The 14896-nt window shown below is 73.1% G+C and carries 15 protein-coding genes, 1 pseudogene and 1 riboswitch; of the genes and pseudogenes, 2 read left to right on the top strand and 14 right to left on the bottom strand.

The features are described 5' to 3' along the window. Positions 1–54: 54 nt before the first annotated feature. From cbiT to ACX1D3_RS05840, 5 genes are read right to left on the bottom strand one after another with little or no spacing between them, the layout of a single operon-like run. The gene (cbiT, locus tag ACX1D3_RS05860; RefSeq protein ID WP_458996049.1) at positions 55–654 is read right to left on the bottom strand and encodes a precorrin-6Y C5,15-methyltransferase (decarboxylating) subunit CbiT; all 600 of its coding nucleotides are present in this window, start codon (positions 652–654) and stop codon (positions 55–57) included. Further along, positions 651–1463 (bottom strand): energy-coupling factor ABC transporter ATP-binding protein, encoded by an 813-nt coding sequence (locus ACX1D3_RS05855; protein ID WP_458996048.1) that lies wholly within the window; start codon positions 1461–1463, stop codon positions 651–653. The genes cbiT and ACX1D3_RS05855 overlap by 4 nt, the downstream gene beginning before the upstream one ends. Then, positions 1448–2191 (bottom strand): cobalt ECF transporter T component CbiQ, encoded by a 744-nt coding sequence (cbiQ, locus tag ACX1D3_RS05850; protein WP_458996047.1) that lies wholly within the window; start codon positions 2189–2191, stop codon positions 1448–1450. Before cbiQ ends, ACX1D3_RS05855 begins: the two co-directional genes overlap by 16 nt. A gap of 13 nt (positions 2192–2204) precedes the next feature. Then, positions 2205–2480 carry an energy-coupling factor ABC transporter substrate-binding protein gene (locus ACX1D3_RS05845; RefSeq protein ID WP_458996046.1) on the bottom strand — a complete coding sequence of 92 codons (276 nt, stop codon included), beginning with the start codon at positions 2478–2480 and terminating at the stop codon, positions 2205–2207. Next, the gene (locus ACX1D3_RS05840; RefSeq protein ID WP_458996045.1) at positions 2467–3141 is read right to left on the bottom strand and encodes an energy-coupling factor ABC transporter permease; all 675 of its coding nucleotides are present in this window, start codon (positions 3139–3141) and stop codon (positions 2467–2469) included. Before ACX1D3_RS05840 ends, ACX1D3_RS05845 begins: the two co-directional genes overlap by 14 nt. 212 nt (positions 3142–3353) lie before the next feature. Between ACX1D3_RS05840 and ACX1D3_RS05835 the strand changes: the two genes are divergently transcribed. Together ACX1D3_RS05835 and ACX1D3_RS05830 are read left to right on the top strand one after the other, a co-directional pair. Next, positions 3354–4010, top strand: coding sequence for a precorrin-8X methylmutase (locus ACX1D3_RS05835; RefSeq protein ID WP_458996044.1), 657 nt, complete (start codon positions 3354–3356; stop codon positions 4008–4010). A gap of 180 nt (positions 4011–4190) precedes the next feature. After that, positions 4191–5288: a cobalt-precorrin-5B (C(1))-methyltransferase gene (locus ACX1D3_RS05830; RefSeq protein ID WP_458996043.1), complete on the top strand. Its 1098-nt coding sequence runs from the start codon at positions 4191–4193 to the stop codon at positions 5286–5288. 414 nt (positions 5289–5702) lie between these two features. Here ACX1D3_RS05830 and ACX1D3_RS05825 read toward each other — a convergent pair. The 9 genes and pseudogenes from ACX1D3_RS05825 to ACX1D3_RS05785 form a co-directional block, all read right to left on the bottom strand. Beyond that, positions 5703–5831 (bottom strand): annotated as a pseudogene (locus ACX1D3_RS05825) (tyrosine-type recombinase/integrase); the annotation flags it as partial. A gap of 577 nt (positions 5832–6408) precedes the next feature. Then, positions 6409–6564: a hypothetical protein gene (locus ACX1D3_RS05820; protein ID WP_458996042.1), complete on the bottom strand. Its 156-nt coding sequence runs from the start codon at positions 6562–6564 to the stop codon at positions 6409–6411. A gap of 16 nt (positions 6565–6580) precedes the next feature. Beyond that, on the bottom strand, positions 6581–7807 hold the full coding sequence (locus tag ACX1D3_RS05815; RefSeq protein WP_458996041.1) for a siroheme synthase domain-containing protein: 1227 nt from the start codon (positions 7805–7807) through the stop codon (positions 6581–6583). Then, on the bottom strand, positions 7804–10137 hold the full coding sequence (cobJ, locus tag ACX1D3_RS05810) for a precorrin-3B C(17)-methyltransferase (RefSeq protein ID WP_458996040.1): 2334 nt from the start codon (positions 10135–10137) through the stop codon (positions 7804–7806). The genes ACX1D3_RS05815 and cobJ overlap by 4 nt, the downstream gene beginning before the upstream one ends. After that, on the bottom strand, positions 10134–10964 hold the full coding sequence (gene cobM, locus ACX1D3_RS05805; RefSeq protein ID WP_458996039.1) for a precorrin-4 C(11)-methyltransferase: 831 nt from the start codon (positions 10962–10964) through the stop codon (positions 10134–10136). The genes cobJ and cobM overlap by 4 nt, the downstream gene beginning before the upstream one ends. Beyond that, complete coding sequence (cobI, locus tag ACX1D3_RS05800; RefSeq protein ID WP_458996038.1) at positions 10961–11731, bottom strand: precorrin-2 C(20)-methyltransferase; 771 nt, start codon at positions 11729–11731, stop codon at positions 10961–10963. Before cobI ends, cobM begins: the two co-directional genes overlap by 4 nt. Before the next feature lie 30 nt (positions 11732–11761). After that, a riboswitch (cobalamin riboswitch) is annotated at positions 11762–11875 on the bottom strand. A gap of 184 nt (positions 11876–12059) precedes the next feature. Next, entirely contained in the window at positions 12060–13514 is a 1455-nt protein-coding gene (locus ACX1D3_RS05795) for a cobyric acid synthase (RefSeq protein ID WP_458996037.1), read from the bottom strand. Further along, positions 13511–14443 carry a cobalamin biosynthesis protein gene (locus tag ACX1D3_RS05790; RefSeq protein WP_458996036.1) on the bottom strand — a complete coding sequence of 311 codons (933 nt, stop codon included), beginning with the start codon at positions 14441–14443 and terminating at the stop codon, positions 13511–13513. The genes ACX1D3_RS05795 and ACX1D3_RS05790 overlap by 4 nt, the downstream gene beginning before the upstream one ends. A 69-nt stretch (positions 14444–14512) precedes the next feature. Beyond that, positions 14513–14860: a carboxymuconolactone decarboxylase family protein gene (locus ACX1D3_RS05785; protein WP_458996035.1), complete on the bottom strand. Its 348-nt coding sequence runs from the start codon at positions 14858–14860 to the stop codon at positions 14513–14515. Positions 14861–14896: the final 36 nt, after the last annotated feature.

The following is a 14896-nucleotide window of genomic DNA, read 5'->3' as shown; positions in this document are numbered from 1 at the left end:
GCCCGCCTGCCCGCGCTGCCCCTGCTGGAGGGGGTGCTTGACGAGCGTCATCTCTCACCGCGAGCCCTCCACGAGGTACGCCCAGCTCACCACGGCCCGGGAAGGCGTCCACCCCAGCAGACGGCCGATGGGCGCCGCGTGCTCGTGGTGCAGCCGCGCGAGCTGCCCGCCCCACCGCCGGTATGCCGCGACACACACCTCCTCGGCCTCCACCGTCACCCCGTGCACGACGATCCGGCCCCCCGCCGGCAGCGCCTCCACCGCCAGCTCCAGCAACGACGAGGTCGCTCCACCGCCGATGAACACCGCGTCCGGCCGCGGCAGTCCGGGCAGCGCCTCCGCGACACCTGCCTCCACCAGCCGCACCGCGCCCGCGGGTGCCAGCCGGGCCGCGTTGGCCGCGACCCTCGCCGCCCGCTCCGGCACCCGCTCGACGGCGACCGCCCGCGCCCCGTCGGCGGCCCGGCACCACTCGATGGCCACCGACCCGGCGCCCGCCCCGAGGTCCCACAGCAGCTCCCCGGCCCGGGGGCGGAGCAGCGCCAGCGCGGAGGCGCGGATGTGCCGCTTGGTGATGAGCCCGTCGTGCTCGAAGACGTCGTCGGGCAGGCCGGGGGTGCGGCCGAGGAGGGTGCCGTCGGGGTCGGTGATCATGCGCGGGATCCTTCGGCGAGGAGGTCGAGGACCTGGTCGAGGTCGCGGGGGGCGCCGGGCAGGCCGAGGCGTTCGGCGAGCTCCAGCGGCCAGGGGCGGCGGAGGTGGGCGTCGCGGAGGAGGGTGTCGTCGCCGAGCAACGACGGCGGCCCCTGCGCCACGCGGCCGCCCACCACGACGGCCACCTCGTCGGCCCAGGCCAGGGCGAGGTCGACGTCGTGGGTGGCCAGCACGATGCCGGCGTCCAGGCCGGCAAGGGTGACCAGCAGGTCGGCGACCCCGGCGGGGTCGAGGCCGGCGGTCGGCTCGTCGAGAAGCAGGAGGTCCGGCCTCATCGCCACCGCCCCCGCCAGGGCCACGCGCTTGCGCTCGCCGAAGCTCAGCTGGTGCGTGGGGCGGGCGGCGAGGTGCGCGATTCCGAGCAACGTGAGGGCCTCAAGGGTGCGGGCGCGGGCGGCGTCGTCGGTGAGGCCGAGGTTGAGCGGCCCGAACGAGACGTCCTGGGTGACGTCGGCGGAGAAGAGCTGGTCGTCGGGGTCCTGAAGCACGAGTTGGACGCGACGACGGTGCGCCCGCAGCGCGGTCCGCGTGTGGGTGAGCGGCTGTCCGTCCAGCGTGACCCGGCCGTCGGCGGGGCGCAGCGCGCCGGCCAGGCACTGCAGCAGGGTGGTCTTGCCGGACCCGTTGGCCCCGAGCAGCGCCACCCGGCGCCCCCGCGCGGCGGTGAGGTGTGCCCCGGTTAGCACCGCCGGCCCGCCGGGATACCCGACGACGACCCCCTCGGCCCGCAACATCACGCCACCGCCCATGAGGCCAGCCAGATGCCGGCGATGAGAGCTGCGCCCGCAGCCAGAGTCCAGGGGCGGGTGCGGCCGGTCTGCCGCAGCGTCGGCAGCGACTCCTCGTAGCCGCGCAGCTCCAGGCCCGCCTGCAGCCGGGTGGCGCGGCGCCAACTCATCAGCAGCACCGTGCCGACGCCGTCGACGGCGGCCCGGAAGCGGCGTCGGAAGGGGGCCTCGCCCCCGAGTCGTGCGGTCTGTGCCGCCTGCAGCGCGAGCGCGCTGCTGAGGAGGACGAACAGCAGCCGGTACATCAGCTCGGCGAGCTCCAGCAGCGGGCCCGGGATGCCGCGACGGTGCAGCCAGCCGAGAACGTCGACCATCGGCGTGGTGGTGGCGAGCAGCAGGACGGCCAGGGTCCCCGCGACGCCGTGCGCGAGCATCTCCGCCGCCCGGAGCCCGCCGTCGGCGGTGACGCGCAGCCCGTCGCCCACCTCGACGGCCAGCGGCAGCGCGCCCACGAGCAGGAACGCCAGGGGCGGCAGCGCGACGGTGGCAACCAGCCCGGGCCGGATGCGGGCCGGGCCGAGCATCAGGAGCAGCGAAGCCGCCGCCACGAGCAGGCTCCCAGGCCAGGCCGGGGTGAGCAGAGCGGTCAGCACCAGCGCGACGGCGAGCCCCACCTTGTGCCCGACGGCGACCCCCCGCCAGGGTCCGGCCCATGCGGCGTCGTCGACGGCGGTGAGGTGGACGCTCACGGGAGTAGGCCGTTCATGACCTGCGCCGAGCTGTCAATCGGCCGAGCACGAAGCCCAGGAGGAGCCCGCCCAATCCCGCCTGGAGTGCGAACAGGCCGGACTCGAGTTCCGGGCTGAGGCTCAACAACGGCCCGTACCTCGGGCCTCCGGCGAGTTCTGTGGCCGCAGCGTCGGTGCCGGCGAACTCGGCCCCCGAGGGTGCCAACGCCAGGCTCCCGAGATAGACCGCAACGATCGCGACGACGAGGGCCGCCCCGATCCACAGGTCGCGGCGGCTAAACACGGACATCCCCCCGAAGCAGGCCGAGCCCGGACAGCACCGGGTGCGCCGCACGGGTCAGGAACCCGACCAGCAGCACGCCCAGCAGCCCCTCGGCGACGGCCAGAGGGATCTGGGTGACCGCAAAGAGCGTGAGGAACTTCACCAGCGCACCCCCGAGCCCACTCACCGGATCCGGGTAGGCCAGCGCCAACTGGAAGGACGTCACGGCGTAGGTGACGATGTTCGCCACCGCCATCGCCACGAACATCGACAACCACAGCGGAGCCGACAGCCGCGACGTCGCCCGATAGGCTCCGTACGCGGCCCACGGTCCGACGACCGCCATCGAGAACGCGTTCGCCCCCAACGTCGTCAGCCCGCCATGAGCAAGCAACGTCGCCTGGAACAGGAGCACCAGCGTGCCGAGGAACGCCATCACCGGCGGCTTGAGCAGCACCGCCCCCAGGCCGGTACCGGTGGGGTGCGACGAACTCCCCGTGATCGACGGCAGCTTCATCGCGCTCACCACCAGCGTGAACGCGCCGGCCGCCGCAAGGATCAGCTTGCGCTCCGGGTGCTCTCGCACCGTGGTGAGCACGGCACGCGCGCCGTGGATGACGAACGGGGTGGAGGCGGCCAACCAGGCCGCGCAGTGTAACGGGGGAAGCATCCCCTCGGCGATGTGCATCGCGATCTCAAGTCCCTTCGGCCGGGATGACGCGTCCCGGGCAGTCGGCCTTGAGGGGCCAGTTCCTGACTTCCCGCGCGACGGCGGTTCACAGTGGCGCGACCGTGCCGGCTCAAACCGGCTTCCTGGTCCCCTCGCGGTATGAATGTGTGACGCCAGTCAACCACAACCCCCGTCGTCACCCGGCTACGGGGTCCACTACGGTGAGCGGCGTGCGCTACGACTACCTGACCGACGGCTCCGAGATCTACCGCGAGTCGTTCCGGACCATCCGCGAGGAGACCGACCTTGCCCGCTTCCCCGATGACGTGGCCCGGGTCGTCGTGCGCATGGTGCACGCCGCCGGGGCACCGGACATCGCCGACGACGTGGCCTTCACCCCAGGCGTCGTGGCCTCCGCCAACGCCGCCCTGCGGGAGGGCGCCCCGATCCTCTGCGACTCCTCCATGGTGGCCACCGGCATCATCGCCTCCCGCCTCCCGCGCGACAACGACGTCGTCTGCCACATCAAGGACCCCGGGCTGGCCGCCCTCGCCGCCGAGAAGTCCATGACCAAGACCATGGCCGCGATCGACCTGTGGCTTCCCCGCCTCGAGGGCGCCGTCGTCGCCATCGGCAACGCCCCGACGGCACTCTTCCGGCTGCTCGAGGTGGTCGCCGAGACCGGCGTGAGGCCGGCGGCGGTGATCGGGATCCCGGTCGGGTTCGTGGGAGCCGCCGAGTCCAAGCAGGCACTGGCCTCCAACGACCTCGGCCTCGACTATCTCGTCGTCCACGGTCGACGGGGCGGCTCGGCGCTGACCGTCGCCGCCGTCAACGCCATCGCCAGCACCGACGAGCTGACGAACACCTCGCGCCAGGAGCCGTGACCGCGCCGCGGCCAGGACCACCACGAAGGCAGCGTGACCGCCCGCGCATGCTGACTATCGGTTTCAGATGATGCACATTGCCGATGAGATTGATCCTCAGGCCGATCACCTCGATCGTGGAGGCTACGGTGGGTCACGTGCCTGTTGCCCTGCCGCCCCACTCCTCAGGCCATCGCTGAGATGGCGCGCCGAGGGCAACTCGAGGACTCCAAGCTCCGGCCCGGCTGGACAACCGGCGCCTGCGCCACCGCCGCCGCGACCGCCGCCTACCAGGCGCTCCTGACCGGGGAGTTCCCGGACCCCGTGGAGGTCGACCTGCCCCAGGGCCGCCGTCCGTCGTTCGCGCTCACCCTCGATGACCTCGCCGACGGCGTCGCGATGGCCGCCGTCACCAAGGACGCCGGTGACGACCCCGACGTCACCCACGGCGCCCTCGTCCGCGCCTGGGTGCGGCCCGGCCCGCCCGGCTCGGGGCTGCGGTTCCTCGGCGGCCCCGGCGTCGGCACCGTGACGCTCCCCGGACTCCCGCTCGCAGTGGGCGAGCCGGCCATCAACCCCGCCCCGCGGGCGATGATCGCGGCGAACCTGTCGGCCGTGGCGCAGCGGCACGGCGCCGGCCCCCTCGATCTCGAGGTGACCATCGGTGTCGACGACGGCCAGTCCATCGCACGGCACACGTGGAACCCCCGCATCGGCATCCTGGGCGGCATCTCGATCCTGGGCACCACCGGTGTCGTCGTCCCGTACTCGTGCTCAGCCTGGATCGACTCGATCCGCCGCGGAATCGACGTCGCGCGCGCCGCCGGCCTGCAGCATCTCGCCGCCTGCACCGGCTCGACATCGGAGCGCGTCGTCGCCGAGCTGTACGGGCTTCCGGAGCTGGCGCTGCTGGACATGGGCGACTTCGCCGGCGCCGTCCTCAAGTACCTCTCCCGGCACCCGGTCGATCGCCTCACCATCTGCGGCGGGTTCGCCAAGCTCACCAAGCTCGCCGCCGGACACCTGGACCTGCACTCCCATCGCACCCAGGTCGACCTTCCCCACTTGGCCGTGCTGGCGATGCAGGCAGGTGCTGACGAGAGGCTCTCCGCGTCGATCCGTGGAGCGAACACCGCCGCGCAGGCGCTCGACCTGGCCGCCGCTGCAGGCATCCGGCTCGGCGACGCCGTGGCCACCGCGGCCCGGGACCAAGCCACCGCCATCCTGCGAGGCGCCCCCGTCGCGGTTGACGTGCTCTGCATCGACCGGGGTGGCGCGATAGTGGGCAGGTCCGACTGAGAGGTCAGGAAGACCCGTTGCCGGTGCGAGACCGAAGCTCAGTCGACGAAGCGGTGGCGGTGAGCTACGGCCGAGTCGCGGCGGCGGTCGTCGACACCGGCCGCCAACCACGTAGACGAGTGATGGACCTGCTCGAGTGGCCCTCCGCCACAGGGATGGCGGGACCGGTTGGTTCGCGTGCAGAACGTGAACACGGCGGCGCCGTCGGGACGGCCGCAGTTCATCGGCTGGTGCCTGGACAAGGAAGACCTGTGCGTGGCGAAGCTCTGCGCCCACCGGGAGAAGGACCTGAACTTTGTCAGGGCACTCCACGATGCCGGGCTCGTCGACGCCGCAGTGATCGCTGAGCGCCTCCTTACGCAGGTCCACGCCGGCGTCCAGCATCGTGGTGACGAAGGTGTGGCGCAGCATGTGTGGATGCATCCGCGGCAGGCGGACCCCAGCGGTGTCGGCGAGGCGCTTCAGCCGGCGGGTGGCCGCGTGCCGGTCCATCCTCACCCCGCGAAGATTGCGCAGAACCGGGCCCTCAGCCCGGCCTGCCACGGCTCGCTCGATCGCGCGCTGGACCGCCCCGCGGAGACGGTCCCCCAGTGCCGCCCCCCACGCTCAACCCGGTCCCAGGCAACCACCACTACCGGCACTCCTCCGCGGACAAGGCCACCGCCCACCTCCAGGTGACGAACCTTCCAGGCGCGGAAACGCGCACCCAGTGGCACCCCGTGCTCCACCCGCTGAGCGTGGACTCCCGCACTGGCGTCCCGCCACCGCGGACACCCTCGATGACAGCGGCCATCACCACCGCGGCGCCGATGCAGAACCCGACGACTCATCCGTCCGCGCGGCGGCAAGACAGCGAGTTGGCTACCGGCGTTGGTAGATGTCGCGGCCGTGGCCGACGGCAACGACAAGGACGAGCAGCACGTTGTCGTGGACCTCGCTAGACGATCCGGTAGTCGCCAGTCCGGACACGCCAGTCGCCGCCGCCAACCAGTTTCTTGGCCCCGCTCGGGCGCGGTTCGCTCGCCAGTAACTCGATCGCCGCCTGGACCCGCCGCTGGGCTACCCGGTCCAAGCTTGCGTAGCTGTCGAACCGCAGCGGGCGCGACCTCAATCCGATAGCTCATGCCAGGCCGAGGTCGGCCTTGACCTGGTCCCAGGGGATCGCCGACTCACCATCGGCGATCTCGCTACGTGCCGCGCGGACCGCCTCGAGATCGGCCAGGTCTTCCGCGGCCGCAATCAGCCGATCCAGATCATCGGCACTGAATGCGGCCACCGCAAAGGGGAGACTGTCAGGTGGCCTCGGGTGAGTGAGGCGGATCGGAGAGGGCCGCGACGATAGCGTCGCGGACATCGCGCGAGCGTCGCGGCTCCCGGTTCCCCACCACGCCGACCGTCACGCCCCGCACCTCCGCCGTCGCCGGCGTCCACGCGGACCCGCCGCGGGCGTCGTCGGCGCGCACGCAGAACGTGTGCCTGAGCTCCGCGCCCTCCGCGACCCTCGCGTTGACCTCCGGGGAGTCTGTGGCCGCCATGACGTACCAGGTGCCGTCGAGGTCAGCGTCGTCGAACTCCCGCGCGAGCCACGTCACCCGCCCCGCCGCGACCAACGCCTCCAGCGCATCCGTGATCTCGGGCGACACCACCCGCACCCGGGCCCCCGACTCCACCAGCCGCGACACCCGCCTGCTGGCCACCTTTCCGCCCCCGACGACGAGCACGTCACGCCCACCGAGCATCAGACCCGCCAGGTAGGCCGGCGACCCGCCCTCCGACACCGGCAGCGTCTCCCGGTACCGCTCCGCGACCACGTCGGCCAGTGCCGCGCAGGCCCCGATCACCTCGGCCACCCGCACCTCCGCGTCCGGGTGCGCCCCCTGCCACTGCGCGGCCTGCTCCCGAGTCCAGCCCTTGAGCCGCCCCGCGAACAGCCAGTGCCCCATCACGACGATCCGCCGCGCCCCGTGCGCGTACGCCCGGTCCAGCACCTCCGGCAGCGAGGGTCTCGTCACCTGGATGAACGCCGCCTCGACGTCGGCCCACCCGCCCCGCTCGTAGAGCAGCCGCGCCACCCGCAGGTGGTCAGCGTTCGCCTCGGGCACCAACGCCCCCCGCCCGACGAACACCACCGTCGTCTCCCCCGGGGACCACTCCCCCGCCGCCTCCACCAGCCGCGCCTCGACGGCCTCGATCAGCCGCGGCTCCGGGCCGAGGTGGCGCGCGTACTCCACGCGGCTGCCCGGCACCCGCGCCGTCGCCTCCGCGATGAACTGCGGGATGTCGGAGCGGACGTGGCCGCCGGCGCCGAGCATGAGCGGCACGACGACAGCGCGGCGCCCGCCGTCGGCCAACGCGTCGACCAGGGCGTCGGGGATGGTGGGCTCGGCGAGCTCGACGTAGCCGACCGTGACCGGGACACCGGGCAGCCGCTCCGCGACCAGGCCGGCCAGCTCCTCGCACTCCGCCACGCCCTCCCCCAAGCGGGTGCCGTGGGCCGCGATGATCAGCGGCACGCTCATGCCTGCACCTCCTCCACCGCGTCCGGCATCCACTGGTAGTCCCGCGGGGTGACGATCAGCCGCCGCCCGCCGCCCGAGGTGACGAACCTCGTCGTCGACGATCCCACCACCACCAGCGAGTTCATGTCCACCCACTCGGGCTGGAACTCGGCCAGCGTGCTCATGATCACCTTCTGCCGAGGCCGGCACGCCTGCTGCACCACCGCGACGGGGGTATCGGGCGAGCGGTGCGCGCCGAGGATCGCCAGCGCGCGTGGCAGGTGGGCCGTGCGGGTGCGCGACCGGGGATTGTAGAGCGCGACCACGAAATCGCCCACGGCCGCGCCCTGCAGCCGCCGCTCGATGTTCGGCCATGGGGTGTGCAGGTCGGACAGGGAGATGGTGGCGTGGTCGTGGCCGAGGGGGGCCCCGAGGATCGCGGAGACTGCCAGGCTGGCGGTGACGCCGGGCACGATGTCGACGTCGATCCCGTCGGTGCCCTGCTCAAGGACGGGGCTGGCCATGGCGTAGACGGCCGGGTCGCCGCCGCAGACCAGAGCCACGTTCTCCCCGGCGCGGGCGGCCTCGATCGCGGCGGAGGTGCGCGCCTCCTCGGTGCCCATCTTGGAGGCCATGACGCGGACGCCGGGGCGGATGAGGTCGCGGATCTGCTTGACGTACGGTCCATAGCCCACCACGAAGGTGGCCTGCTGCAGGCGCTCCTTGGCGCGCGGAGTGAGGAGGTCGCGGACGCCCGGGCCGAGGCCCACGACGCTCAGCCTCCCGCGGGCCGAAATGCGGCCGACGGCGCACGTCGCGTCTGTGCTGCGCTGCTTCTCGACGATCAGCTCGGCGCCGTGCGCGAGGACGGACGCCTCGGCCACCGACGGCGTGCCGACGTGCCCCTCGACCATCGCGCTGGGCGTCGGCACCGGCTGAGCGGCCAACTCCTCGGCCGGGTAGTCGATCAGCTTCACGCCAAGGTGTTTGACGAGCTGGAGCAGCCCGATCTCGCCGGCCTTGAGGTCGACGGTGGTGATCGCCGCGACGGATTCCAGGGCGAGGCCGTGGTCGGCAAGGGTGCGTTCGAGGAGGTCGCGGAGGTGGGCCACGTCGGTGCCGCGGTTGCAGCCCATCCCGACGACGAGGCTCTTCGGGTGGAGGACCACGGTCGAGGCTGCAGGGGGCGCGACGGTGTCCGTCACGACGATCCTCGCGACGGCGACAGGCGCGTCCGCCGAGACGTTGCCGGGCAGCGGCGGCAGCGGCCACGGCTGCGACTTCTCCACCCGCACGGGGCGGCCGTCGAGGATGGCGCGGGTCACGCCCGCGACGTCACCGCTGTACGCCCAGCCGAGCGTGTCGAGGGCGGGGATGTTGAGCGCATCGGTGGCGGTGGTGAGCACCGGCCTGCCCCCCGTCGCTTCGGCGATGCGCCTGGCCAGTTCGTTCGCGCCGCCCGCGTGTCCGCCCACGAGCGGGACCGCGAACCTGCCCGCCTCGTCGACCACCACCACGCCCGGGTCTTGACTCTTGTCCGCGAGCAGCGGGGCCAGGATCCGGGCGGTGGCGCCGAGCGCGAGGTGGGAGACGATGAGGTCGCACTCGCGCCACGCCCGCACCAGCCCCTCTGCGGCGGGCCCGTCGTATCGGCGGGTCGGCGCGCCGAGGGCGGCGTCGATCGCATCGGCGTGCCGGCGAGCAGCCGCTGAGTTGGTGACCTGCCCGACCACCGGCCCGTCGCCGTCGCGCTCCGCGGGGGCGGAGTCGTCGAGGATGAGCACCACGTTCGGCTCCACCACCTCCGCGACGGCGGCCTCATCGGCGCTCAACTCACGCACCCGCTGATCCGGCTCCCCGAGCCGCTCCGCGACCACGTAGCGCCGCGGCCACCCAGCGAGTGCCGCGGCCAACTCGCGGACTCCGGCGCCGGGCCCGGTCAACACCGCGACCTTCGGATGCCGCCGGGCCGCCGCCACGGCGTCGTCGACGGGGCGGCCGTGGGCGGAGACCACGACGGCGTCGTCCCAGGGCAGCGCGACGGCGGCGAACGCGGCCGCCACCGAGCTGACCGCGGGCGTCACCGCGAGGTCGAGCCCCTCCTCGCGGAGGCGGCGGACGATGCCGTGGAAGCCCGGGTCGCCGCTGGCCAGCACCAGCGCCTCCTCACCGGCGGCCAGGACCTTCAGCCGTTCGACGGCGGGGCTGAGCGCGCCGAGGACTACGCGGCGCTCGTCTGGCACGCCGAGGGCGTCGAGGTGGCGGCGCCCCCCGACGACGATGGCGACCCGTCCGGCGAGGCTGCGGGTGGCCGGCGAGATCTCGCCGAGGTAGCCGTGGACGTGGATCATCGGTCCTCCTTCAGGACGCCGTGGGTGCCGTGGGCGCGCAGATCCGCCTGCGCCTCGGGTTCGGCCGCGCGGTACTCGTGCCGGAAGCCGGGGTGGTAGAGGTGGCTGCGGGTGCTGAGCGGTCCCTCCGCGAGCGCCGGGCCGACGAGGACGACGGTGTGCTTCCACAGCTTGTGCTCGCGCATGGTCTGAGACAGGTCCCTCAGCTCGCAGCGCAGCATCAGCTCGTCGGGCCAGGACACCTGGTAGCCGACGATGCACGGCGTCTCGGGCGGATAGCCGCCGGCGAGCAGCTCCTCCTGGAGCGCCTTGTTACGGGCGGCGGACAGGTAGAGCGCCATGGTGGTGCCGTGGGCGGCGAACCCGCGGACGGTCTCGCGCGGCGGCATCGGGGTGCGGCCGCCCTCGAGCCGGGTGAGGACGAGGCTCTGCGACACCTCCGGCACCGTGAGCTCCACCTCCATCCGTGCGGCGGCGGCCGAGTAGGCGGAGACGCCCGGGATGGATTCGAACTCGAGGCCGAGGCTCCGGATGAGGTCGCGCTGCTCGGCGGTGGCGCCGTAGATGGCCGGGTCGCCGGTGTGGACTCGGGCCACGAGCAGGCCCTCGTCGCGGGCGCGGCGGTAGAGGGGCTCGATGTCCTCCAGCGACGCCGACGCGGAGTCGACCAACTCCGCGCCGGTCTTGGCGCCCGCGACGATCCCGGGGTGGACCAGGCTGGAGGCCCAAATGATGATGTCGGCCTCCGCGACGACGCGGGCGCCGCGGACTGTGATGAGGTCGGCCGCACCGGGGCCGGCGCCGACGAAGACCACCCGGCCGGTCACAGCCGGCCCCCCGTCGTCGCGCGGCTGGGGGCCGCCAGGACGGTGGAGAAGTAGGGGGCGGACTCGCCGTCGGCCAGGTCCGAGAGGCGGACGAGGCGCTGGTTCGGCAGCGATACGTCCACACCCATGATGGCGTCGCGGTCCTCGCCGCGCAGCAGCTCCGCGACCTCCGGCAGCCGGCGTCCGCCCTTGTAGGCGACGGTGGAGTCAGCCACGGCGAGCACCTCGCGGAGGCGGTCCAGCCCGGCCGTGACCGGCACCAGCGCGAGCACCTCCTGCCCCTCGACCAGCGGCGTGCGGCTGGCCGCAGCCAGCGCCTGCATCGCGGTGATGCCGGGGATCACCTCGACCTCCACGTCGGGCAGCTGCTCGACGACGTGCGCGGCGAGGTAGGAGAACGTGGAGTACACGCTCGGGTCACCGACGGTGGCGAACGCGACGGTCGCGGCGCCGCCGGCGAACGCATCGACGGCGGCCTGGGCGGAGGTCAGCCACGCCTGCTTGCGTCGCGGCGAGACTCCCGACTTGTCGGCCATGGAGAACGGCACGCGGATGATCCGTGTCGCGGCGTCGGGGCAGGCCGCCGCGACGATCCGCTCCGCACGTCCGGGCCCGTTGCCGGACTCCTCGGTCGCGGGGACGAGGATCGCGTCCGCCTCCTCCAGTGCGCGCACGGCCTTGACCGTGATCAGCTCAGGGTCGCCGGGGCCGACGCCGACGCCGATCAGTCGTCGCGCAGGAATAGGGGGAATGGTGGGTACGGACATCTGCCGTGGCCTCCTTGGGATCGCTCGCCCGAACGGTTGGCCGCGCAGGCTCGAGTTCCTGACTCCCCCGTCGGGGTCACAGTGGCGGCACCGCCCCGGATTCCCACCGGGTTCCTCGACGTCGCCTGCACGCGGAGTCAGTCTGTCAGAGGCCCCCAGGGGGTCCTGTTCTGGGGTCGGCTACGCCCGTGGTCCGCCCTGGTCAGCGGCCTATCGGGGCAATACGCGGTTCCTGTTCCTCGAGCTGGGTCCTCAAGCCCATAGATCGGTCGAGATCGCACCTGGAGGAACAAGAGCCGCACGACTAGTTCACGAGCCCGGAAGAACGTCAGCGCGCCAGGCGGAACAGGCCCTCAAGGTCGGCGTGCGCCTCCAGCCCGTCGGCGACCGTCTCGATCATCGACTCCCGCCGCGCCGCGAAGCCGGGCGCCTCCGTCGGCGTCCACCCCATCCCGGCCGCAGCCGCGACCTCCGCGAGCCACGCCCGACGGAACCCGTCGGATTCCAGCGACCCGTGCCACATCGTCCCCCACACCGCACCGGACCGGACGCCCTCGAGGAACTCCTCGTGCCCGTCATCGACGCGCACCCGCCCGTGGTGGATGACGTAGCCCTCGACGTCGTGGCCCCGCCACCGGCCAGCCGGTCGGCCCAGCACCTTCTCAGGATGGAACACCGTGTCCGCGGGCAGCAGCCCAAGCCCGGGCACCGCACCCGGATGGCCTGCCTCGACCGGGTCCGTGATGGTGCGCGTCAGCATCTGGAAGCCGCCACAGATGCCCAGCACCGGCTGCCCCACCTCGGCCCGCGCCTCGATCGCCGCCGCGTTCCCCGTCTCCCGCAGCCACGCCAGATCCGTCAGCGTGGACCGCGACCCCGGCAGCACCGCCAGATCCGCCGTCGCCACCACCGCAGGGTCGGTCGTCACCACGACGTCGACCCCCGGCTCCTGGGCGAGTGCGTCGACGTCGGTGGCGTTGGAGATGCGCGGCAGCCGGACGACGGCGACCCGCAGCGTCGCGCTCCCCGCTGGCGTGGCGGGCCGGGCGTCGCCGCGCCACCGTCCCACCTCGAGCGCGTCCTCGCCGTCGAGCCACACGCCCGTCAGCCAGGGCAGCACCCCGAACGAGGGCAGCCCGCAGCGGCGGGTGAGTTCGGTGAGCCCGGGGTCGAGGATGGCCTGGTCGCCGCGGAACTTGTTGATCAGATACCCCGCCAGGAGCGCGCGGTCCTCATCATCGAGGAGGCCCCAGGTGCCGTAGATGGAGGCCAGCACCCCGCCGCGATCGATGTCGCTCACGAGCACCACCGGCAGGTCAAATGCCCGGGCCAGGCCCATGTTGGTGTAGTCACCCTCGCGGAGGTTGATCTCCGCCGGGGAGCCGGCGCCCTCGCAGATCACCAGCTCGTGCGCCGCGGCCAGCTCCCGGTACGCCTCGTGCGCGGCCTCGGCCAGCAGGCGACGACCCGTGGCGTACTCCCCCGCCTCCAGGGCACCGGCGGGCTGCCCGCGGAGAACGACGAAGGAACGGCGGTCGCTGCCGGGCTTGAGCAGCACAGGGTTCATCGCCGACGTCGGGGTCTTGCCCGCCGCGATCGCCTGCAGGTACTGCGCACGACCGATCTCCGCGCCGTCGGCGCACACCATCGAGTTGTTGCTCATGTTCTGCGCCTTGAAGGGAACCACGTCGATCCCACGACGGCGGGCGGCGCGGCAGAGACCGGTGACCACCAGCGACTTCCCCGCGTCCGACGACGTCCCCGCGATGAGGATCCCGGTCATCTCTGTCTCCTTGCTGCTGCCAGTGCGGCCAGTCCCGTCGCCATCGCCGTCACCACGCCCACCAGCCGGGCGGCCTTCCGCACCTCGGCCGCGCGGGGCCGCGGGCCGTCGCCGAGCAGGCCCCGCTCCTCGACCCGCGAGAAGTAGACGTTGCGGCCGCCGAGCTGCACGCCGAGGGCGCCGGCCCAGGCCGCCTCGCACCAGCCGCCGTTGGGCGAGGGGTGGTTGCGGGCGTCGCGGCGCAGCACCCGCCACGCCTCCGCCGTCGACCCTCCGACGAGGGGCGCGGTAACGCACGCCAGGACCCCGGTGATGCGTGCCGGCAGGTAGTCCAGTGCGTCGTCGAGCCGGGCGGAGGCAGTGCCGAAGCGGGCGTAGCGGTCATTGCGGTGCCCGACCATGGCATCAAGCGTGTTGACCACGCGGTGGGCGAGGAGGCCGGGGATGCCGGCGAGGGCGCCCCAGAACAGCGACGCGACCACGGCGTCGGCCGTGTTCTCCGCCATGGATTCGACGGTGGCGCGGGCGAGTTCGGCCTCGTCGAGGCCGGCCGGGTCGCGGCCGCAGAGGTTGCCGAGCCGGGCGCGGGCGCCGTCGAAGTCGCCGTCGTCGAGGCGGTCGGCCATCAGCCGGCCCTCGCGGGCGAGGCTGCGGGCGCCGAGGACGGCCCAGGTGGCGAGCGCGGTCGCGGCGACGTGGGCGACGGGGTGTCGGCGCGTGGCTCGCTCTATGGCGACCCCGCCGGCGAGGACGGGCGCCACCGTCGCGGCGGTGAACGCGGCACCGTGTGCGTGTCCGTCGGCGTAGAGGGACCGCTCGACTCGCCCCGCGTAGGTCCCGAACCACGCGACGGGGTGGTGCCGGGCCGGATCCCCGAGCACGGCGTCGGCCGCCACCCCGAGGACGATGCCGAGCGCGCGCGTGATCACGGCGCCGACGCTAGCAGTAGCCAGATGCCCGTCGGTCGGGCGCCTCGACAAAGGCGCCCACTTCTGCCGCTACTCCAGGAACTCCAGGAAGGCGTCCATCGCGCGCGGGCCGTAGACGGTCGCTGGGCCCCCACGCATGAGGATGGCCACCCCGAGCGCCTCGGCCACCTCGTCGGCGGTGGCCCCCGCGCGAGCCGCACCTCGGGCGTGGCTGGCGATGCATCCGTCGCACTTGTCCACCACTCCGATCGCGAGGGCTATGAGCTCCTTGGTCTTGGTGTCGAGTGCGCCGGGCCCGAGGACCGCCTTGTGCATCGCCGAGTATCCGGCGTACACCTCCGGGATGCGGGATCGGAGTTCCTTCGCGGGCTCCTGGAGATCCTGCAGCACCTTCTTGCCGTGTTCGTGGGTGGTCATGTCTCTCCTCACTGCCGTAGTGCATGGATGACCTTG

This window comes from Tessaracoccus yangjingae (assembly GCF_054483935.1).
The sequence above is the reverse complement of the archived record's forward strand: the minus strand, read 5'-3'. Positions and strand labels throughout refer to the sequence as shown.